Origin of the sequence: Frigidibacter sp. (genome assembly GCF_030695035.1) — a bacterium.
Classification (GTDB): domain Bacteria; phylum Pseudomonadota; class Alphaproteobacteria; order Rhodobacterales; family Rhodobacteraceae; genus Frigidibacter.
This window is the reverse complement of sequence record NZ_JAUYTT010000002.1, coordinates 1-16506: the sequence shown is the minus strand read 5'-3', so window position 1 is coordinate 16506 and position 16506 is coordinate 1. Positions and strand designations below refer to the sequence as shown.

Annotated in this window: 30 protein-coding genes and 1 pseudogene; 1 reads left to right on the top strand and 30 read right to left on the bottom strand. The window is 62.6% G+C overall.

The window, feature by feature from the left end; all coding sequences use genetic code 11:
• Positions 1-10: 10 nt before the first annotated feature.
• Positions 11-622 carry an autoinducer binding domain-containing protein gene (locus Q8S30_RS01170; RefSeq protein ID WP_305664208.1) on the bottom strand — a complete coding sequence of 204 codons (612 nt, stop codon included), beginning with the start codon at positions 620-622 and terminating at the stop codon, positions 11-13.
• A gap of 138 nt (positions 623-760) precedes the next feature.
• On the opposite strand from Q8S30_RS01170, the gene Q8S30_RS01165 reads away from it, so the two are divergent.
• Complete coding sequence (locus tag Q8S30_RS01165; RefSeq protein WP_305664207.1) at positions 761-907, top strand: hypothetical protein; 147 nt, start codon at positions 761-763, stop codon at positions 905-907.
• Positions 908-1011: 104 nt separating this feature from the next.
• On the opposite strand, the gene rplQ is transcribed toward Q8S30_RS01165, so the two are convergent.
• The 29 genes and pseudogenes from rplQ to tuf all read right to left on the bottom strand — a co-directional run.
• Positions 1012-1431, bottom strand: a complete 420-nt coding sequence (gene rplQ / locus Q8S30_RS01160) for a 50S ribosomal protein L17 (protein ID WP_305664206.1) — start codon at positions 1429-1431, stop codon at positions 1012-1014.
• Between the two features lie 150 nt (positions 1432-1581).
• A complete protein-coding gene (locus tag Q8S30_RS01155; RefSeq protein ID WP_305664205.1) occupies positions 1582-2598 on the bottom strand; it encodes a DNA-directed RNA polymerase subunit alpha in 1017 nt (338 codons plus the stop codon).
• A gap of 117 nt (positions 2599-2715) precedes the next feature.
• On the bottom strand, positions 2716-3105 hold the full coding sequence (rpsK, locus tag Q8S30_RS01150; protein WP_066809277.1) for a 30S ribosomal protein S11: 390 nt from the start codon (positions 3103-3105) through the stop codon (positions 2716-2718).
• A gap of 15 nt (positions 3106-3120) precedes the next feature.
• Positions 3121-3489 (bottom strand): 30S ribosomal protein S13, encoded by a 369-nt coding sequence (gene rpsM, locus Q8S30_RS01145; protein ID WP_305664204.1) that lies wholly within the window; start codon positions 3487-3489, stop codon positions 3121-3123.
• Between the two features lie 219 nt (positions 3490-3708).
• Positions 3709-4374, bottom strand: a complete 666-nt coding sequence (locus tag Q8S30_RS01140; protein WP_305664203.1) for an adenylate kinase — start codon at positions 4372-4374, stop codon at positions 3709-3711.
• Positions 4375-4397: 23 nt separating this feature from the next.
• Positions 4398-5759 (bottom strand): preprotein translocase subunit SecY, encoded by a 1362-nt coding sequence (gene secY / locus Q8S30_RS01135; RefSeq protein ID WP_305664202.1) that lies wholly within the window; start codon positions 5757-5759, stop codon positions 4398-4400.
• A gap of 105 nt (positions 5760-5864) precedes the next feature.
• Positions 5865-6344, bottom strand: coding sequence for a 50S ribosomal protein L15 (gene rplO, locus Q8S30_RS01130; RefSeq protein WP_305664201.1), 480 nt, complete (start codon positions 6342-6344; stop codon positions 5865-5867).
• 127 nt (positions 6345-6471) lie between these two features.
• Positions 6472-6657, bottom strand: coding sequence for a hypothetical protein (locus tag Q8S30_RS01125; RefSeq protein WP_305664200.1), 186 nt, complete (start codon positions 6655-6657; stop codon positions 6472-6474).
• 135 nt (positions 6658-6792) lie between these two features.
• Positions 6793-6981, bottom strand: a complete 189-nt coding sequence (rpmD, locus tag Q8S30_RS01120) for a 50S ribosomal protein L30 (protein ID WP_161347756.1) — start codon at positions 6979-6981, stop codon at positions 6793-6795.
• 12 nt (positions 6982-6993) lie between these two features.
• Entirely contained in the window at positions 6994-7560 is a 567-nt protein-coding gene (gene rpsE, locus Q8S30_RS01115) for a 30S ribosomal protein S5 (RefSeq protein ID WP_161347757.1), read from the bottom strand.
• A gap of 9 nt (positions 7561-7569) precedes the next feature.
• Complete coding sequence (gene rplR / locus Q8S30_RS01110; protein WP_161347758.1) at positions 7570-7929, bottom strand: 50S ribosomal protein L18; 360 nt, start codon at positions 7927-7929, stop codon at positions 7570-7572.
• Positions 7930-7941: 12 nt separating this feature from the next.
• Positions 7942-8475 carry a 50S ribosomal protein L6 gene (gene rplF / locus Q8S30_RS01105; protein WP_305664199.1) on the bottom strand — a complete coding sequence of 178 codons (534 nt, stop codon included), beginning with the start codon at positions 8473-8475 and terminating at the stop codon, positions 7942-7944.
• 10 nt (positions 8476-8485) lie between these two features.
• On the bottom strand, positions 8486-8884 hold the full coding sequence (rpsH, locus tag Q8S30_RS01100) for a 30S ribosomal protein S8 (RefSeq protein WP_305664198.1): 399 nt from the start codon (positions 8882-8884) through the stop codon (positions 8486-8488).
• A gap of 12 nt (positions 8885-8896) precedes the next feature.
• Positions 8897-9202: a 30S ribosomal protein S14 gene (rpsN, locus tag Q8S30_RS01095; protein WP_161347760.1), complete on the bottom strand. Its 306-nt coding sequence runs from the start codon at positions 9200-9202 to the stop codon at positions 8897-8899.
• 20 nt (positions 9203-9222) lie between these two features.
• Entirely contained in the window at positions 9223-9783 is a 561-nt protein-coding gene (gene rplE, locus Q8S30_RS01090; protein ID WP_161347761.1) for a 50S ribosomal protein L5, read from the bottom strand.
• Positions 9783-10088, bottom strand: coding sequence for a 50S ribosomal protein L24 (gene rplX, locus Q8S30_RS01085; protein ID WP_066809248.1), 306 nt, complete (start codon positions 10086-10088; stop codon positions 9783-9785). The genes rplE and rplX overlap by 1 nt, the downstream gene beginning before the upstream one ends.
• Positions 10088-10456, bottom strand: coding sequence for a 50S ribosomal protein L14 (gene rplN / locus Q8S30_RS01080; RefSeq protein WP_022705624.1), 369 nt, complete (start codon positions 10454-10456; stop codon positions 10088-10090). Before rplN ends, rplX begins: the two co-directional genes overlap by 1 nt.
• A gap of 80 nt (positions 10457-10536) precedes the next feature.
• On the bottom strand, positions 10537-10776 hold the full coding sequence (gene rpsQ, locus Q8S30_RS01075) for a 30S ribosomal protein S17 (RefSeq protein ID WP_305664197.1): 240 nt from the start codon (positions 10774-10776) through the stop codon (positions 10537-10539).
• 11 nt (positions 10777-10787) lie between these two features.
• The gene (gene rpmC / locus Q8S30_RS01070) at positions 10788-10991 is read right to left on the bottom strand and encodes a 50S ribosomal protein L29 (protein ID WP_161347764.1); all 204 of its coding nucleotides are present in this window, start codon (positions 10989-10991) and stop codon (positions 10788-10790) included.
• Positions 10992-11101: 110 nt separating this feature from the next.
• A complete protein-coding gene (gene rplP / locus Q8S30_RS01065) occupies positions 11102-11515 on the bottom strand; it encodes a 50S ribosomal protein L16 (protein WP_161347765.1) in 414 nt (137 codons plus the stop codon).
• 13 nt (positions 11516-11528) lie between these two features.
• Entirely contained in the window at positions 11529-12239 is a 711-nt protein-coding gene (rpsC, locus tag Q8S30_RS01060; RefSeq protein WP_161347766.1) for a 30S ribosomal protein S3, read from the bottom strand.
• Positions 12239-12619, bottom strand: a complete 381-nt coding sequence (gene rplV, locus Q8S30_RS01055) for a 50S ribosomal protein L22 (protein ID WP_161347767.1) — start codon at positions 12617-12619, stop codon at positions 12239-12241. Before rplV ends, rpsC begins: the two co-directional genes overlap by 1 nt.
• Positions 12620-12624: 5 nt before the next feature.
• A complete protein-coding gene (rpsS, locus tag Q8S30_RS01050; RefSeq protein ID WP_066809233.1) occupies positions 12625-12903 on the bottom strand; it encodes a 30S ribosomal protein S19 in 279 nt (92 codons plus the stop codon).
• 3 nt (positions 12904-12906) lie between these two features.
• Positions 12907-13743: a 50S ribosomal protein L2 gene (gene rplB, locus Q8S30_RS01045; protein ID WP_305664196.1), complete on the bottom strand. Its 837-nt coding sequence runs from the start codon at positions 13741-13743 to the stop codon at positions 12907-12909.
• A gap of 113 nt (positions 13744-13856) precedes the next feature.
• A complete protein-coding gene (locus tag Q8S30_RS01040) occupies positions 13857-14153 on the bottom strand; it encodes a 50S ribosomal protein L23 (protein ID WP_305664195.1) in 297 nt (98 codons plus the stop codon).
• Positions 14150-14770, bottom strand: a complete 621-nt coding sequence (rplD, locus tag Q8S30_RS01035; RefSeq protein WP_161347770.1) for a 50S ribosomal protein L4 — start codon at positions 14768-14770, stop codon at positions 14150-14152. Before rplD ends, Q8S30_RS01040 begins: the two co-directional genes overlap by 4 nt.
• Entirely contained in the window at positions 14767-15654 is an 888-nt protein-coding gene (rplC, locus tag Q8S30_RS01030) for a 50S ribosomal protein L3 (protein ID WP_305664194.1), read from the bottom strand. Before rplC ends, rplD begins: the two co-directional genes overlap by 4 nt.
• A gap of 13 nt (positions 15655-15667) precedes the next feature.
• Entirely contained in the window at positions 15668-15976 is a 309-nt protein-coding gene (rpsJ, locus tag Q8S30_RS01025) for a 30S ribosomal protein S10 (RefSeq protein ID WP_066809219.1), read from the bottom strand.
• Positions 15977-16142: 166 nt separating this feature from the next.
• Positions 16143-16506: pseudogene (tuf, locus tag Q8S30_RS01020) on the bottom strand (elongation factor Tu); the annotation flags it as partial.

Below are 16506 nucleotides of genomic sequence, written 5' to 3'. Positions count from 1 at the left end.
GGTAAAGCGATCAGAGCAGCCGGTAGTCCTTGGCCCGCTGGATCGCCTCGGCAGTTGTCCGCGCCAGAAGCCGCTGCCGAGCCGCGTTGAGGCGGGCTTTCAGCGCACTTTCCGAGATTCCCAACTTTGCAGCTGCGGCCGCGTGCCTGTCTCCTGCCGCGATCAGCCGCAGGGCTTGAATCTGGGCCGGCGTCAGGCTTTCCGGCGGTTCGGTCATATCGTGCAATTGCAACACGATCGTTTCGATCCGGGTCAGCTCGTCATCGGTGAATTCCCGATCATCGCGGGCAATGCCGGCGATCGTGCGCGACGAAATTTCGCCGCAAGATACAGCGGCGCCATAGACCAGTCCAAAGCTGGCCGCCTCTTTGAGAATCCCGAACGTGTCGGGAACGGGCATCTCGCTCCACCTTGTCGCGCCGGTGGTGGAGAAGCCCCAGGCGATCATCGGGTCGCGCAGCGCATAGCCATTGTCGGTGTAATGGTCGGTCCAGTCCTGCCGGTAGGTCTGGAACAGCATGAGCGGCGCAGCGAAGCGGATATGCAGCCCGACGAAATACCCCGACGTGGCAAGCCGCGTGAGATGTTGAAGTTGCAGGTCGATTCCCGACTTGACGGACATCTCGGTTAATCCTTTGGACATGTCTTTTTAGACAAGTTGCCCGGAACCCCGTCAACCGTAAATTGTGAAGCGCGCTACACCCAAAACTTATGGAATCACCCCGTGCGTATGATTGATCCAAGCCTGTTTACCCGACTGATGCGACTGCCCGATGCCGCCCGCGGCGATCTGCTGGAATTTCTGGGGGCAACGCCGGTTGGCGATGCCCAGCTTGCCGAGATGATCGAGCGCGTTGCTACGCGGGTCGAGGGCGAGCTGCGCCCACTGCGCGCGGAGCCGAACTGAGGCCCCGCTGCACGCGGGTATCGTTGCGTCAACTAAGCCCTCCGTAATGCAAAAGACCCCGCCAATCGGCGGGGTCTTTGCTTATTCGGTCAGCGGGGAAGCGCTTAGGCGTTCGCGGCTTCCTCGGCTTCGACGCGGGCGCGGTCCGCGGCGCCCTTGGCCGAGGTGTCGCGTTCCACGAATTCGATGATCGCCATCGGGGCCATGTCGCCATAGCGGAAGCCCGCTTTCAGCACACGGGTATAGCCGCCGGCGCGGTCCTTGTAGCGGGCTGCCAGAACGTCGAACAGCTTGATGACGTCCTTGTCCTGCTTGAGCATGGACGCGGCCTGACGGCGGGCGTGCAGGTCGCCGCGCTTGGCAAGCGTGATCATCTTCTCGATGATCGGGCGCAGTTCCTTGGCCTTCGGCAGGGTCGTCTTGATCTGCTCGTGCTCGATCAGCGAGCCGCACATGTTCGAGAACATCGCCTTGCGGTGTTCATGGGTGCGGTTCAGTTTGCGGTAGCCACTGGCGTGACGCATGATGTGTCTCCTATCTTCTGTTTTGCTTTGTCCGGCTCACCCTGCGTTCGGGCGGCTCACCTTGGGGCTTTGGGCCCAGTCATTCCCCGGCATTCCGGGCATTTGTCTTTAGTGGGGGCCATCTAGCGACGGCCCCCGGAATTGTCCAGATCAGAACTGGTCTTCGAAGCGCTTGGCCAGGTCTTCGATGTTTTCCGGCGGCCAGTCTTCGACTTCCATGCCAAGGTGCAGACCCATCGAGGACAGGACTTCCTTGATCTCGTTCAGCGACTTGCGGCCGAAGTTCGGGGTGCGCAGCATCTCGGCTTCGGTCTTCTGGATCAGATCGCCGATATAGACGATGTTGTCGTTCTTCAGGCAGTTCGCCGAACGCACCGACAGTTCCAGCTCGTCCACCTTCTTGAGCAGCAGCGGGTTGAACTCCAGCCCGTCTTCCACGTCATGGCGGGTGGCCGATTCCGGCTCGTCGAAGTTCACGAACACCGCCAGCTGGTCCTGCAGGATGCGGGCGGCATAGGCCACCGCATCTTCGGGGGTCAGCGAGCCATCGGTTTCCAGCTTGATGGTCAGCTTGTCATAGTCCAGCACCTGGCCCTCGCGGGTGGGCTGCACTTCGTAGCTGACCTTCTTGACCGGCGAGTAGATCGCGTCGATCGGGATCAGGCCGATGGGCGCATCTTCCGGACGGTTCTTGTCGGCCGCGACATAGCCCTTGCCGGTGTTGACCGTCAGTTCCATGAAGAGGTCGGCACCGTCGTCGAGGTGGCAGATCACGTGATCCTTGTTCAGGACCTCGATACCATTCGATTCCGAGATGTCGCCGGCGGTGACGATGCCGGGCCCCTTGGCCGAGATCGACAGGCGCTTCGGACCCTCGACCTCCATGCGCAGGGCGACGCCCTTGAGGTTCAGCACGATATCGGTGACGTCTTCACGCACACCGGCGACCGAGGAGAACTCGTGCAGCACGTTGTCGATCTGCACGCTGGTGATCGCCGCGCCTTGCAGCGAGGACAGCAGCACCCGGCGCAGCGCGTTGCCGAGCGTCAGGCCGAAGCCCCGCTCCAGCGGTTCGGCGATGACGGTTGCCTTGCGGGCCGGATCATTGCCAGCCTTCACGTCAAGCTGCGCGGGCTTGATCAGTTCGGCCCAATTTTTGTGGATCATGCGTTCTGCCTCCATACTTGTTCCGGACCCATGTCCGCTTGCCCGGAACGCCCGAGGATAAAAACGAAAGCAACCCGGGCCGCGCTGGATCGCGCGGCCCGGGCTTGCAACTGGTTGTCAGACCCGGCGGCGTTTCGGCGGGCGGCAGCCATTGTGGGCAATCGGGGTCACGTCGCGGATCGAGGTTATGTTGAAGCCAACGGCGGCCAGCGCACGCAGCGCCGATTCGCGGCCCGAACCCGGACCTTGGACTTCCACTTCGATCGTCTTCACGCCATGTTCCTGCGCCTTGCGGCCGGCATCCTCGGCAGCCATCTGGGCGGCATAGGGCGTCGATTTACGCGAGCCCTTGAAGCCCATCGTGCCGGCGGAGGACCACGCAATCGCGTTGCCCTGCACGTCCGAGATCAGGATCTTGGTGTTGTTGAAGGACGAGTTCACATGCGCAACGCCGGCGGCGATGTTCTTGCGCTCTTTCCGCTTCATGCGGGTCTTGTCACGAGCCATATCTGAACCCTCCCCTTACTTCTTCTTGCCGGCGATGGCCTTTGCGGGGCCTTTGCGGGTGCGAGCATTGGTGTGGGTGCGCTGGCCGCGAACCGGCAGGTTCTTGCGGTGACGCAGGCCGCGGTAGCAGCCAAGGTCCATCAGACGCTTGATGTTCATCGTGGTCGCACGACGCAGGTCGCCTTCCACGGTGATGTTGGCGTCGATATACTCACGGATCGCCAGCACTTCTGCGTCCGACAGCTCGTTCACCCGGCGGGTGCGGTCGATGCTGACGGCTTCGCAGATCTGCTCGGCAATGTTATTGCCGATGCCGGTGATGTAGGTGAGCGCAATCGGGACGCGCTTGGAGGTGGGAATGTTTACGCCAGCAATACGTGCCACGCGTTCTGTCCTTTCGTTGCGGTTCCGTAGCCCCGGAACCTTTTTTCACAACGCAGGCCCGAAGGCATCGTGCCACCGGGCCGCATCTGGTCTTCCTGATTCGGTGAAAAGAAAATTCCGCCGGATCAAGACGATTCTCTTACGAGACGCCGTGACCTAGAGGTATTTTTCAGTGCCGTCAAGGCAGGTAGCCTGGGATCGGCGATGCCGGCCCCGGGGTCAGCTGCTGGCGGATTGCGCCAGGACGCCCGCGATCTTGCTGGCGACCTCCTCGATCTCGGCGAGGCCATCGACGGTGAAGAGATCACCCTGAGCATAGTAATAGCCGATCAGCGGCGAGGTCTTCTTGTAATATTCCATCAGCCGCTGCTTGAGGCTTTCGGCATTGTCATCGGCGCGGCGGCGCAGATCGGTGGACCCGCACACGTCGCAGGTGCCGGAAACCTTCGTCGGGCGGGTTTCGTCGTGGTAAACCTCGCCGCAATTGCCGCAGGTGAAGCGGCCAGAGACGCGGCTGACCAGCGCCTCATCCTCGACCCGCATCTCGATGACCGCGTCCAGCCGCTGCCCCATGCGGGTCAGCATCGCGCCAAGCGCGTCGGCCTGCGGAAGGGTGCGCGGGAAGCCGTCGAAGATGAAACCCCCGCCCTGCCCCGTATCGGCCGCGATCTTTTCTTCGATGAGGCCGATCACGATCTCGTCAGTGACAAGCTCGCCGCGGTCCATGACCTCGGCAACGCGCTTGCCCATGTCGGTGCCGCTGGTGCGGGCCTCGCGCAGCATGTCACCCGTCGACAGCTGCACCATGCCCCGCTCTTCGACCAGACGGCGGGCCTGCGTGCCCTTGCCGGCGCCCGGAGGCCCCAGAAGAATGATGTTGACCATTGGCTTGTCCCCCCGCCGTTTTTTTAGCGCCGCGCAGGCGGCTTCTTGGTGCCGGGCCGCTTCTTGCCGCGCAGCTGCGATTTCTCGATCAGACCTTCATACTGGTGGGCCAGCAGATGCGACTGCACCTGGTTGATCGTGTCCATCGTCACCGAGACCACGATCAGCACCGAGGTGCCGCCAAAGTAGAACGGGATCGCCAGTTGCGAGCGCAGGATTTCCGGCATCAGGCAGACGAGGGCGAGGTAGCCCGAGCCCAGAACCAGAACGCGGTTCACCACGTAGTCGAGATACTCCTCGGTGCGCTTGCCCGGACGGATCCCGGGCACGAAGCCGCCCTGGTTCTTCAGGTTGTCGGCAACATCCTCGGTCTTGAAAGCGACGTTGGCGGTGTAGAAATACGCAAAGAACACGATCATCGCCGTGAAGAACAACAGGTAGAGCGGCTGCCCCGGCCCGAAATAGGCAAGGATCGTCGACATCACCGGGCCGGTCTGCCCACCCGAGAAGGTGGCAATCGTGGTCGGCAGCAGCAGCAGCGACGAGGCGAAGATCGCCGGGATCACGCCCGCCGGGTTGACCTTGATCGGCAGATGGCTCGACCCGCCGTCATAGACCTTCATCCCCACCTGGCGCCGCGGATACTGGATATGGATCTTGCGCAGGGCGCGTTCCATGAACACCACGAAGCCGATGGTCACAACGACCATCAGGATCACGCCGATGATGACGATCGGAGAGATGGTGCCGGCGCGGCCCTGGCTGAAGAACTGTGCCATGGCGGCCGGGATCTCGGCCACGATGCCGACGAAGATGATGAGGCTGATGCCATTGCCGATGCCGCGGGCGGTGATCTGCTCGCCCAGCCACATCAGGAACATGGTGCCGCCGACCAGCGTGACCACGACCGAAAGCCGGAAGAACAGCCCCGGGTCATGCGCAAGGTCGCCCGCCTCGAGGCTGACGGCCAGACCCCAGGCCTGGAACAGCGCGAGGCCGACCGTGGCGTAGCGGGTATACTGGTTGATCTTCTTGCGGCCCTGCTCGCCTTCCTTCTTCAGCTGCTCCAGCGCGGGCAGCATCGAGGTCAGCAGCTGGATGATGATCGAGGCCGAGATATACGGCATAATCCCCAGCGCGAAGATCCCCATCCGGCCAAGCGCGCCGCCGGTGAACATCGTCAGGATGCCGCCAAGGCCCGCGGCTGCGTCGTCCATGAACTGACGCAGCGCCAAACCGTCGATCCCGGGCACCGGAATATAGGTGCCAAGGCGATAGACGATCAGCAGGCCGATGGTGAACAAGATGCGTTGGCGAAGATCGGTCGCCTTCCCGAGCGCGCCCCAGGATAGGTTCGCCGCCATTTGCTCTGCAGCAGATGCCATGTCCGGTCTCTTTCATGGACAGCGCCGCCGAACCGGTCTTCCGGTCGGCGGCGCCTGGAAAAACTTGAGGTCTATGTAAGCGGCACACCAGCCGCCCACAACACCTTATTCAGCCGCTGCCGCCACGGGTGCCGACACTTTCAGCGAACCGCCGGCCTTCTCGACCGCCTCGATCGCCGATTTCGACGCGCCGGTGACCGACAGGTTCAGCGCGGTGGTCGCCTCACCCTTGGCCAGAACGCGGATACCGTCCAGCTTGCGACGCACGAGGCCAGACGCGACCAGCAGATCCTCGGTGATTTCCACCGAAGCGTCGATCTTGCCTGCGTCGATGAATTTCTGGATCAGGCCCAGGTTGATGACCGCATAATGCTTGGCATTCGGCTTGGTGAAGCCGCGCTTCGGCAGGCGGCGATACAGCGGCATCTGGCCGCCTTCGTAGCCGCCAAGCGCCACGCCCGAACGCGAGGACTGGCCCTTGATACCGCGGCCTGCGGTCTTGCCCTTGCCCGAACCCGGGCCGCGCGCCACGCGCTTTTGCTTCTTGGCTGCGCCGGGATTGTCGCGGAGTTCATTCAGTTTCATGTCGCTATCTCCTATGCCGGAAGACCCCCGCCAGCGACGGATGGGGGCACACGGCGTTTCTTGTTGATTCTCGTGGGGGCGAACCGCCACCGGGCGCGTATAGACGCAGCGGGGTTCGCAATCAAGCCTAGTGGCAGTGAACGGTGCCGGTCGAGGTCTGCATATGGCAGCACTGGCCGGGAGGCGAGCTTTTGCGGCAGCCACCGCCATGTTCGACGGTGACCCCGTCGGTAAAGACCGGCACCGCCATGGCGGGAGTTGCACCGATGGCCATCCACAGGCCAGCAAGCAGCACACGCGTCGAATGGGGCATCTGGGCTCCTCCGCAGGGCTTAGCGTTAACGAGTGTTAACAGATTTCGCGCGCAAAAGCTCTTGCCAAACGCAAAGCGCCCCGGCAGGCCGGGGCGCTTCCATTCCGGACGGGTTGCAGGGCGAACCCCGCAGCCTCAGCCGCGTTCTTCGATGATCTGCACCAGGTGCGGGATCGCGTTGACCATGCCGCGGACGGAAGGGGTATCTTCCAGCTCGCGGGTCCGGTTCATCTTGTTGAGGCCGAGACCGACCAGCGTTGCACGCTGGCTGGCCGGGCGACGGATCGGCGAGCCGATCTGTTTGACGACGATGGTTTTTGCCATGATCTGCGCTCCTTACGCTTCGACCGCTTCCGCGGCCTCGGGCTTGCGCAGGATGTCAGCCACTTTCTTGCCGCGACGCTGCGCGACCTGACGGGGGCTGGCTTCATGCTTCAGGCCATCGATGGTGGCGCGGATCATGTTGTAGGGGTTTTGCGACCCCATCGACTTGGCGACCACGTCCTGAATGCCCAGCATCTCGAACACGGCCCGCATCGGACCGCCCGCGATGATGCCGGTACCGGCGGTTGCCGTCCGCATCACGACCTTGCCGGCGCCGTGGCGACCTTCCATGTCGTGGTGCAGGGTGCGGCCGTCGCGCAGCGGCACACGAACCAGCGAGCGTTTCGCCTGTTCGGTTGCCTTGCGGATTGCCTCCGGCACTTCCTTGGCCTTGCCCTTGCCAAAGCCCACGCGGCCGCGCTGGTCACCGACCACCACGAGCGCTGCGAAGCCAAAGCGCTTGCCGCCCTTTACCGTTTTCGACACGCGGTTGATTGCCACGAGACGTTCGGCGAATTCCGGGTTCTCATCACGACGGTCGTCGCGGCGATTGTCCCGGCGGTTGTCACGTTCTGCCATATCCGTCTCCTAGAACTTCAGGCCACCTTCACGGGCAGCGTCGGCGAGAGCCTTGATCTTCCCGTGAAAGAGGAAACCACCACGATCGAAATAGCATTCTTCGACCCCGGCCTTTTTCGCGCGCTCGGCAATTGCCGCGCCGATCTTGGCCGCCGCATCGATGTTGTTCTTGCCAACCAGACCCAGGTCTTTTTCCAGGGTCGAGGCTGCGGCAAGCGTCACACCTTTGACGTCGTCGATCAGCTGCACGCTGATGTTCTTGCTGGACCGATGCACCGACAGGCGGGCACGGCCATTCGCAAGCTTGCGAAGTTTGTTCCGGACGCGCAGGCGGCGCTTGAGGAACAGCTCTCTCTTGTTGTTCGCCATTTCTTGCGCCCCTTACTTCTTCTTGCCTTCCTTGCGGAAGATGAATTCGCCCTTGTAGCGGATCCCTTTGCCCTTGTAGGGCTCGGGAGCGCGCCACTCGCGGATGTTCGCGGCGACCTGGCCGACCAGCTGCTGGTCGATCCCTTCCACCACAATTTCGGTCTGCTTCGGGGTCGTGACGGTCACACCGGCCGGCACCTCGAAGTTCACTTCATGCGAATAACCGAGCGAGAGTTTCAGCACGTTGCCGGCGACAGCAGCGCGGTAACCCACGCCCTGGATCTCCAGCTCCTTGCGGAAGCCCGTGGACACGCCGGTCACGAGGTTCGACACCATCGACCGGGACATGCCCCATTGCTGGCGGGCACGTTTGGACGTGCCGCGCGGAGTCACCGTCAGCTTGCCCTCGTCGAGGGCTAGGGTAACGTCGTCGGTCGCCTTGAAGCTGCGGGTGCCTTTCGGCCCCTTCACTTCGACGGTCTGTCCCGAGATGGAGGCGGTAACCCCCTGGGGCAGCTCGACCGGTTTTTTGCCAATACGAGACATCTTGCCCTCCTCAGAACACGGTGCAAAGCACTTCGCCGCCAACATTGGCAGTGCGTGCATTTGCGTCCGACATGACGCCTTTCGGCGTGGAGACGATCGAGACACCGAGGCCGTTACGCGGGCTCGGGATATCCTTGACCGACATGTAAACACGGCGGCCAGGCTTCGAGATACGCTTCAGCTCGCGGATCACCGGGGTGCCTTCGAAGTATTTCAGGCTGATTTCCAGCTCCGGCAGGCCAGTGGCCGCCGTCTGCTTTTCATAGCCGCGAATGTAGCCTTCATCCTTGAGCACATCCAGCACCCAGGCGCGCAGCTTGGAAGCCGGCGTCTTGACGGTGGACTTGCCGCGCATTTGCGCGTTGCGGATGCGGGTCAGCATATCGCCGAGAGGATCGTTCATCGACATGTCCGGGCCTCCTTACCAGCTCGACTTGACCATGCCCGGGATCTGGCCGAACGAGGCCAGTTCACGAAGCATGATCCGCGAGAGTTTGAGCTTGCGATAATACGCATGCGGACGGCCGGTCAGCTGGCACCGATTGTGCAGCCGGGTTGCCGACGAATTGCGGGGCAGTTGCGCCAGTTTCAGAGTCGCCTTGAAGCGCTCTTCCATCGGGCGGGACTGATCTTCGATGATCGCTTTCAACGCGACGCGCTTGCCGGCATATTGCTTGACCAGCTTGGCGCGCTTCTTCTCGCGTTCGACCATGGAAACTTTTGCCATGTGTTTCTCTCCTCCCGCGATCAGCTGTTGAAAGGCATGTTGAATTGCTTCAACAGCGCTTTCGCTTCCGCGTCGGTTTTCGCGGTGGTGCAGATGATGATGTCCATGCCCAGAACTTCGTCGACTTTATCGAAGTCGATTTCCGGGAAGACGATCTGTTCCTTCAGGCCCATGGCATAGTTGCCACGGCCGTCGAACGCTGTGCCTTTCACGCCGCGGAAGTCGCGGACGCGGGGCAGTGCGATGGTGATCAGACGGTCCAGGAATTCATACATCCGGTCGCCGCGCAGGGTCACCTTGCAGCCAAGCGGCATTTCTTCACGGACGCGGAAGCCGGCGATCGACTTCTTGGCCTTGGTGATGACAGCCTTCTGACCGGCGATGAGCGTCAGCTCTTCGGCAGCCTGCTTGACCTTCTTGGTGTCCTTGACGGCTTCACCAACGCCCATGTTCAGCACGATCTTGTCGAGCCGCGGGATCTGCATGCCGTTCTTGTAGGAGAATTCCTCCTTCAAGGCGTCGCGGATCGGGCCCTTGTACATCGCCTTCAGGCGGGGGGTATAGGTGGTTGCGTCGAGCATCAGATCGCCTCCCCGGTTGTCTTGGCGAAGCGCACCTTCTTGTCGCCATCCATGCGGAAGCCGACGCGGGTTGCCTTGCCGTTGGCATCGAGCAGCGCGAGGTTCGACAGCTCGATAGGCATGGCCTTCGGCTGGCGGCCGCCCTGGGCGGTCTGCGATTGCTTGACGTGACGGATGGCGACGTTGACGCCTTCGACGACGGCTTTGTTGGCCTTCGGGTTCACGCTGGCGATCTCGCCCTGCTTGCCCTTGTCCTTGCCGGTCAGAACGACGACCTTGTCACCCTTGCGAAGTTTGGCAGCCATTACAGCACCTCCGGCGCAAGCGAGATGATCTTCATGAAGTTCTTGGCGCGCAGCTCGCGCACCACCGGCCCGAAGATACGCGTGCCGACCGGTTCACCCTGGTTGTTCAGGATGACGGCAGCGTTGCGGTCAAAACGGATCGCGGTGCCGTCTTCACGGCGGACTTCTTTGGCGGTGCGCACGACGACGGCCTTGCGGACGTCACCTTTCTTCACGCGACCGCGCGGGATGGCTTCCTTCACCGACACCACGATGATGTCGCCGACGCTGGCGTAGCGGCGGTGGGAACCACCCAGAACCTTGATGCACTGAACTCGGCGAGCGCCGGAGTTGTCAGCTACATCCAGATTGGTCTGCATCTGGATCATTTGGTTTCTCCCGACCTTTGGGGACTTCACCGCATGGCGGCTGCCCCAGGGTTTCGATCAGAACTGGAACGTGGTGCGCCTCAAGCAGAGGCTTCGGTCACCACGGTCCAGCGTTTGGATTTCGAGACCGGCGCGCATTCGATGATACGAACGGCATCCCCGGTCTTGAACTGGTTGGCCTCGTCATGCGCCCGGTACTTCTTGGACGAACGAACGGTCTTTTTCAGCAGCGGGTGCTTGAAGCGGCGCTCGACCAGAACCGTGATGGTCTGCTCGTTCTTGTCGCTCGTCACAACGCCTTGCAAGATACGTCTGGGCATGTGCGTGCTCCTTACTTCGCCGCCGCTTCCGCGGCCTTGTGGTTCAGAACCGTCTTCACGCGGGCAACGTCACGACGGACGACACGCATGCGGGCGGTGTTTTCGAGTTGGCCGGTGGCCTGCTGGAAACGCAGGTTGAAGGCTTCTTTCTTCAGCGCAACCAGATCCTCGCGGAGCTGATCGGGCGTCTTGGTCTTCAGTTCTTGGGCGTTCATGCGCCTCATCCTCTCATCAGAAGTCGCCGGACTACCAGGTGGCCCCGGGCCGACGCTTTTCCAACAAAAACCAGAACCCCCGGCGGAACCGGGGGTCCAAGCTAAATTCCTTACCAGTCCTCTTTGGCGACGATCCGGGTCATGACCGGAAGCTTGTTCGCGCCGAGGCGGAGAGCTTCCCTTGCCACAGATTCGGCCACGCCGTCAATCTCGAACATGATCCGGCCCGGTTTTACCTTGGCGGCCCAGAAGTCGACGGAGCCTTTACCCTTACCCATCCGAACTTCGGTGGGCTTCGAGGTGACCGGGGTGTCCGGGAAGATCCGGATCCAGACCCGGCCCTGACGCTTCATGTGGCGGGTGATCGCGCGGCGAGCCGCTTCGATCTGCCGCGCCGTGACGCGCTCGGGTTCCGTGGCTTTCAGCGCGAAGGAGCCGAAGTTCAGGAGGAACCCGCCCTTCGCCTCGCCGTGGATACGGCCCTTGTGCAGCTTGCGGAACTTGGTCCGTTTCGGTTGCATCATAGCTGGTTACTCCTCAGCGATCGTTGCGGCGCGGAGGACGGGGGGCTGCCCCTTCCTGCGCTTCCGCATGACGGCGGTCATGGGCCTGCGGGTCGTGTTCCATGATCTCGCCTTTGAAGATCCAGACCTTGACGCCGATGATCCCATAGGGGGTCGTGGCTTCCGACAGCGCATAGTCGATGTCGGCACGGAGCGTGTGCAGCGGCACGCGGCCTTCACGGTACCATTCGGTCCGGGCAATCTCGGCGCCGCCAAGACGGCCACCGACGTTGACACGGATCCCGAGGGCCCCGATGCGCATCGCGTTCTGCACGGCGCGCTTCATGGCACGGCGGAAGGACACGCGGCGCTCCAGCTGCTGAGCGATCGACTCGGCCACCAGCTGCGCGTCAAGCTCCGGCTTGCGGACCTCGACGATGTTCAGGTGCAGCTCGGACTTGGTGAACGCGGCCAGCTTCTTGCGCAGCGTTTCAATGTCCGCGCCTTTCTTGCCGATGATCACGCCCGGACGCGCAGTGTGAATGGTCACACGGCACTTCTTGTGGGGACGCTCGATGATGACCTTCGAGACGCCGGCCTGCTTGGCATAGTCATGGATGAAGTCGCGCATCTTCAGGTCTTCGAGAAGCAGGTTCCCGTAGTCCTTCGATTCAGCGAACCAGCGGCTGTCCCAGGTGCGGTTGACCTGGAGGCGCATACCGATCGGATTGACCTTCTGACCCATTATGCTTGCTCCTCGATCTGCCGGACCTTGATGGTCAGCTCGGAAAACGGCTTCATGATCTTGCCGAACCGGCCACGGGCACGCGGGCGACCGCGCTTCATGACCAGGTTCTTGCCGACCCAGGCCTCGGCGACGACAAGCGTGTCAACGTCGAGGTTGTGGTTGTTCTCGGCGTTGGCGATGGCCGACTGCAGGCACTTCTTCACGTCACCGGCGATGCGGCGCTTGGAGAAGGTGAGATCGGCAAGCGCCTTCTCGACCTTCTTGCCGCGGATCATCGAGGCGACGAGGTTCAGTTTCTGCGGCGAGGTGCGAAGCATGCGCGAGATCGCCTGTGCTTCGTTGTCCGCCACGCGGCGCGGATTCTTTTCCTTACCCATGGCGATTACTTCCTCTTGGCTTTCTTGTCGGCGGCATGGCCGTAATAGGTACGGGTCGGCGAGTATTCACCGAACTTCTGGCCGATCATCTCTTCGGTGACGGCAACGGGGATGTGCTTCTGCCCGTTGTAGACGCCGAAGGTGAGGCCGACGAATTGCGGCAGGATCGTAGACCGGCGCGACCAGATCTTGATCACTTCCGACTTGCCAGACTCGCGCGACTTTTCGGCCTTCTTCAGGACGTAAGCGTCGACAAAGGGGCCCTTCCAGATAGAACGTGCCATGGATCAGCGCCCCTTCTTCGCGTTGCGCGAACGAACGATATACTTGTCCGTTGCCTTGTTCTTGCGGGTCTTGTTGCCCTTGGTCCCTTTACCCCAGGGGGTAACCGGGTGACGACCACCCGAGGTCCGGCCTTCACCACCACCATGCGGGTGGTCGATCGGGTTCATGGCAACACCGCGAACCGCAGGACGCTTGCCAAGGTGGCGGGTCCGGCCGGCTTTGCCGAGGTTCTGGTTCGAGTGGTCGGCGTTGGAAACAGCCCCCACCGTCGCCATGCATTCCTGGCGCACCATCCGCAGCTCGCCCGAGGACAGGCGGATCTGGGCGTAGCCACCGTCACGGCCGACGAACTGGGCATAGGTGCCAGCGGCGCGGGCCAGCTGGCCACCCTTGCCGGCTTTCAGCTCGACGTTGTGGACGATGGTGCCGATCGGCATACCCGAGAACGGCATCGCGTTGCCCGGCTTCACGTCGGTCTTGGCGCCAGCGATCACGCTGTCGCCAATGGCCAGACGCTGCGGAGCGAGGATATAGGCCTGCTCGCCGTCGTTGTAGCGGATCAGCGCGATGAAGGCGGTCCGGTTCGGGTCATACTCGATCCGTTCCACGGTCGCCGGGATGTCGTGTTTCCGGCGACGGAAATCGACGATGCGATAAAGACGCTTCGCGCCGCCGCCAATGCGGAACGCGGTGATCCGTCCGGTGTTGTTCCGGCCGCCATTCTTGGTCAAACCCTGCGTAAGGGACTTGACCGGACGACCTTTCCAAAGCTCCGAACGGTCGATCAGAACCAGCCCTCGCTGGCCAGGCGTCGTCGGTTTGTACGACTTGAGTGCCATGCTTTCTGTCTTCCGTCAGCTTCTGGGCCCCAGCGTCCGAAGACGCCCTGACCCGGTTTCGTAAATGATCCGCGGCCCCGGAAAACCGGGGCCGCGAGATTCGGCGCTGTCTATCAGAGGCCGGTGGCCACGTCGATGGTGTTTCCAGCCTCGAGCGTGACATAGGCTTTCTTCACGTCGCTCCGCTGGCCGATCTTGCCGCGGAACTTCTTGACCTTGCCCTTGGTGATGGTGGTGTTGACCGCCTTCACCTTGACGCCGAACAGGGCCTCGACGGCCTCCTTGATCAGCGGCTTGGTCGCGTCACGCCGCACCTGGAACACCACGGCATTGGCCTCGGAGGCCAGGGTGGCTTTCTCGGTGATGATCGGCTTGACGATCACGTCGTAGTGCTCGGGTTTCGTGCTCATTTCAGGCGAGCCTCCAGTGCTTCGACGCCCGCCTTCGTGATCACCAGAGTGTCACGCTTGAGGATGTCATAGACGTTGGCGCCCATCGACGGCAGCACATCGATGCCTTCGATGTTGCGCGCGGCACGGGCGAAGTTCTCGTCGACGGCGGCGCCGTCGATGATCAGCACACGCTTCCAGCCAAGCTCCTTGGCCATCTTCGCGAGCATGCCCGTCTTGGCCTCGGCCATCACCGCGTCATCGAGGATCATCAGATGACCCGCGATGGCCTTGGCCGACAGCGCGTGCTTGAGCCCGAGGGCACGGAACTTCTTGGGCAGATCATGCGCATGGCTGCGCGGGGTCGGGCCCTTGTAGACGCCACCCTTCCGGAAGATCGGCGCCTTGCGGGAACCGTGGCGTGCGCCGCCGGTGCCCTTCTGGCGATAGATCTTCTTGGTCGAGTAGGACACGTCGGACTTGCCCAGGGTCGAGTGGGTACCCTGCTGTGCCTTCGCGCGCTGCCAGCGCACGACGCGGTGCAGGATGTCCGCGCGCGGGTCGAGACCGAAGATGTCGTCGGACAGGTCGATCTGGCCAGCTTTGCCGGCGTCGAGCTTGATCACGTCGAGTTTCATTGTTTGTCCCCTTCCGGCGCGTCGGATGCGGCTTCGTCAGCCTGATCCGCAGTGCCATCCTTGTCAGCCTGGATCGAAGCTTCCGCTTCGGCCATGGCAGCAGCTTCGGCAGCGGCTTGGGCTTCGGCAGCGGCGGCGGCGGCGGCTTCAGCCTCGGCAGCAGCAGCGGCAGCGGCTTCTTCGGCCAGACGCTTGGCTTCTTCGGCGTGGCTGCGCAGCGCGGCCGGCAGGATCACGTTCTCGGGAAGCGGCTTCTTCACCGCATCCTTGACCGTCACCCAACCACCTTTCGAACCCGGAACCGAACCCTTGACCATGATCAGGCCACGGTCGCTGTCGGTGCGGACAACCTGGATGTTCTGGGTCGTGACGCGGACGGCACCGAGGTGACCGGCCATCTTCTTGCCCTTGAACACCTTGCCCGGATCCTGGCACTGACCAGTCGACCCGTGCGAACGGTGGCTGACCGACACGCCGTGCGAGGCCCGGAGGCCGCCGAAGTTGTGCCGCTTCATCGCACCGGCAAAACCCTTACCGATCGACACACCGGCGACGTCCACGAACTGACCCGCGAAATAGTGGTCAGCAGTGATTTCCTCGCCCACACCGATCAGCGCGTCAGGCGACACGCGGAACTCGGCGATCTTGCGCTTGGGGGCCACGTTCGCCTTGGCGAAGTGGCCGCGCATGGCGGCGGTGGTCCGCTTGGCCTTGGCCGTGCCCGCGCCCAGCTGAACGGCGGTGTAGCCATCCTTCTCGGCCGTGCGCTGTGCCACGACTTGCAGATTGTCGAGTTGCAGCACGGTCACCGGGACCTGCTTGCCATCCTCGAGGAACAGCCGGGTCATGCCCAGCTTCTTGGCGATAATACCAGAGCGCAACATCCGTGGATCCTCCTCAGACCTTGATCTCGACATCGACGCCGGCAGCCAGATCGAGCTTCATCAGCGCGTCCACGGTTTGCGGCGTCGGGTTGACGATATCGAGCAGGCGCTTGTGCGTGCGGATTTCCCACTGGTCGCGCGACTTCTTGTCGATGTGCGGACCACGGAGAACCGTGAATTTCTCGATCTTGTTCGGCAGCGGAATCGGGCCGCGCACCTGCGCGCCGGTCCGTTTGGCCGTGTTCACGATTTCCTGCGTGCTGGCGTCCAGAACGCGGAAGTCGAAGGCCTTCAGCCGGATGCGGATGTTGGTACCTTGCATTTGTATGCCTCTCAGAGGGGCTTGGTTGAGAGGCAGGCCGGGCCTCATGCTCGGCCTGCATCGAACCGTCGTCAGCGGAAGGCGCGGCATTACACCGCGCGGATCCGTAGTACAAGAGCATTAGGGGCCCGGACCAGCCGGGCCCCCGAAATACTTCCCGAAGTGCTTACTTCAGGATTTTCGACACGACGCCGGCGCCGACGGTGCGGCCGCCTTCGCGGATGGCGAAGCGCAGTTTTTCTTCCATGGCGATCGGGGCGATCAGTTCGACTTCGAACTTCAGGTTGTCGCCCGGCATCACCATCTCGGTGCCTTCCGGCAGCTTCACGGTCCCGGTCACGTCCGTCGTGCGGAAGTAGAACTGCGGGCGGTAGTTCGCGAAGAACGGAGTGTGGCGGCCGCCCTCTTCCTTGGTCAGGATATAGGCCTCGGCTTCGAAATGGGTGTGCGGGTTCACCGATTTCGGCTTGCACAGCACCTGGCCACGTTCCACGCCCTCACGGTCGATGCCGCGCAGCAGCACGCCGACG

Coding starts and splice junctions, on each gene's coding strand:
- rplN (WP_022705624.1), bottom strand. CDS start 10,456: ATGATCCAGATGCAGACCAATCTGGATGTAGCTGACAACTCCGGCGCT.
- rplD (WP_161347770.1), bottom strand. CDS start 14,770: ATGAAACTCGACGTGATCAAGCTCGACGCCGGCAAAGCTGGCCAGATC.
- rplX (WP_066809248.1), bottom strand. CDS start 10,088: ATGGCTGCCAAACTTCGCAAGGGTGACAAGGTCGTCGTTCTGACCGGC.
- rpsC (WP_161347766.1), bottom strand. CDS start 12,239: ATGGGTCAGAAGGTCAATCCGATCGGTATGCGCCTCCAGGTCAACCGC.
- rpsE (WP_161347757.1), bottom strand. CDS start 7,560: ATGGCAGAACGTGACAACCGCCGGGACAATCGCCGCGACGACCGTCGT.
- rplE (WP_161347761.1), bottom strand. CDS start 9,783: ATGCTCGACGCAACCACCTATACCCCCCGCCTGAAGGCGATGTACAAG.
- rpmD (WP_161347756.1), bottom strand. CDS start 6,981: ATGGCAAAAACCATCGTCGTCAAACAGATCGGCTCGCCGATCCGTCGC.
- rplV (WP_161347767.1), bottom strand. CDS start 12,619: ATGGGTAAGGAAAAGAATCCGCGCCGCGTGGCGGACAACGAAGCACAG.
- rpsJ (WP_066809219.1), bottom strand. CDS start 15,976: ATGCAAGGTACCAACATCCGCATCCGGCTGAAGGCCTTCGACTTCCGC.
- secY (WP_305664202.1), bottom strand. CDS start 5,759: ATGGCATCTGCTGCAGAGCAAATGGCGGCGAACCTATCCTGGGGCGCG.
- rplP (WP_161347765.1), bottom strand. CDS start 11,515: ATGATGCAACCGAAACGGACCAAGTTCCGCAAGCTGCACAAGGGCCGT.
- rplQ (WP_305664206.1), bottom strand. CDS start 1,431: ATGCGTCACGCCAGTGGCTACCGCAAACTGAACCGCACCCATGAACAC.
- Q8S30_RS01140 (WP_305664203.1), bottom strand. CDS start 4,374: ATGGTCAACATCATTCTTCTGGGGCCTCCGGGCGCCGGCAAGGGCACG.
- Q8S30_RS01125 (WP_305664200.1), bottom strand. CDS start 6,657: ATGCCCCATTCGACGCGTGTGCTGCTTGCTGGCCTGTGGATGGCCATC.
- rplF (WP_305664199.1), bottom strand. CDS start 8,475: ATGTCTCGTATTGGCAAAAAACCGGTCGAGCTGCCCCAGGGGGTTACC.
- Q8S30_RS01155 (WP_305664205.1), bottom strand. CDS start 2,598: ATGATCCACAAAAATTGGGCCGAACTGATCAAGCCCGCGCAGCTTGAC.
- rplO (WP_305664201.1), bottom strand. CDS start 6,344: ATGAAACTGAATGAACTCCGCGACAATCCCGGCGCAGCCAAGAAGCAA.
- rpsN (WP_161347760.1), bottom strand. CDS start 9,202: ATGGCAAAAGTTTCCATGGTCGAACGCGAGAAGAAGCGCGCCAAGCTG.
- rpmC (WP_161347764.1), bottom strand. CDS start 10,991: ATGAACGCCCAAGAACTGAAGACCAAGACGCCCGATCAGCTCCGCGAG.
- Q8S30_RS01170 (WP_305664208.1), bottom strand. CDS start 622: ATGTCCGTCAAGTCGGGAATCGACCTGCAACTTCAACATCTCACGCGG.
- rpsK (WP_066809277.1), bottom strand. CDS start 3,105: ATGGCTCGTGACAAGACCCGCATGAAGCGGAAAGAGCGCAAGAACATC.
- Q8S30_RS01040 (WP_305664195.1), bottom strand. CDS start 14,153: ATGAGCACGAAACCCGAGCACTACGACGTGATCGTCAAGCCGATCATC.
- rpsQ (WP_305664197.1), bottom strand. CDS start 10,776: ATGCCCAGACGTATCTTGCAAGGCGTTGTGACGAGCGACAAGAACGAG.
- Q8S30_RS01165 (WP_305664207.1), top strand. CDS start 761: ATGCGACTGCCCGATGCCGCCCGCGGCGATCTGCTGGAATTTCTGGGG.
- rpsS (WP_066809233.1), bottom strand. CDS start 12,903: ATGGCACGTTCTATCTGGAAGGGCCCCTTTGTCGACGCTTACGTCCTG.
- rplC (WP_305664194.1), bottom strand. CDS start 15,654: ATGTTGCGCTCTGGTATTATCGCCAAGAAGCTGGGCATGACCCGGCTG.
- rplB (WP_305664196.1), bottom strand. CDS start 13,743: ATGGCACTCAAGTCGTACAAACCGACGACGCCTGGCCAGCGAGGGCTG.
- rpsH (WP_305664198.1), bottom strand. CDS start 8,884: ATGTCGATGAACGATCCTCTCGGCGATATGCTGACCCGCATCCGCAAC.
- rplR (WP_161347758.1), bottom strand. CDS start 7,929: ATGGCGAACAACAAGAGAGAGCTGTTCCTCAAGCGCCGCCTGCGCGTC.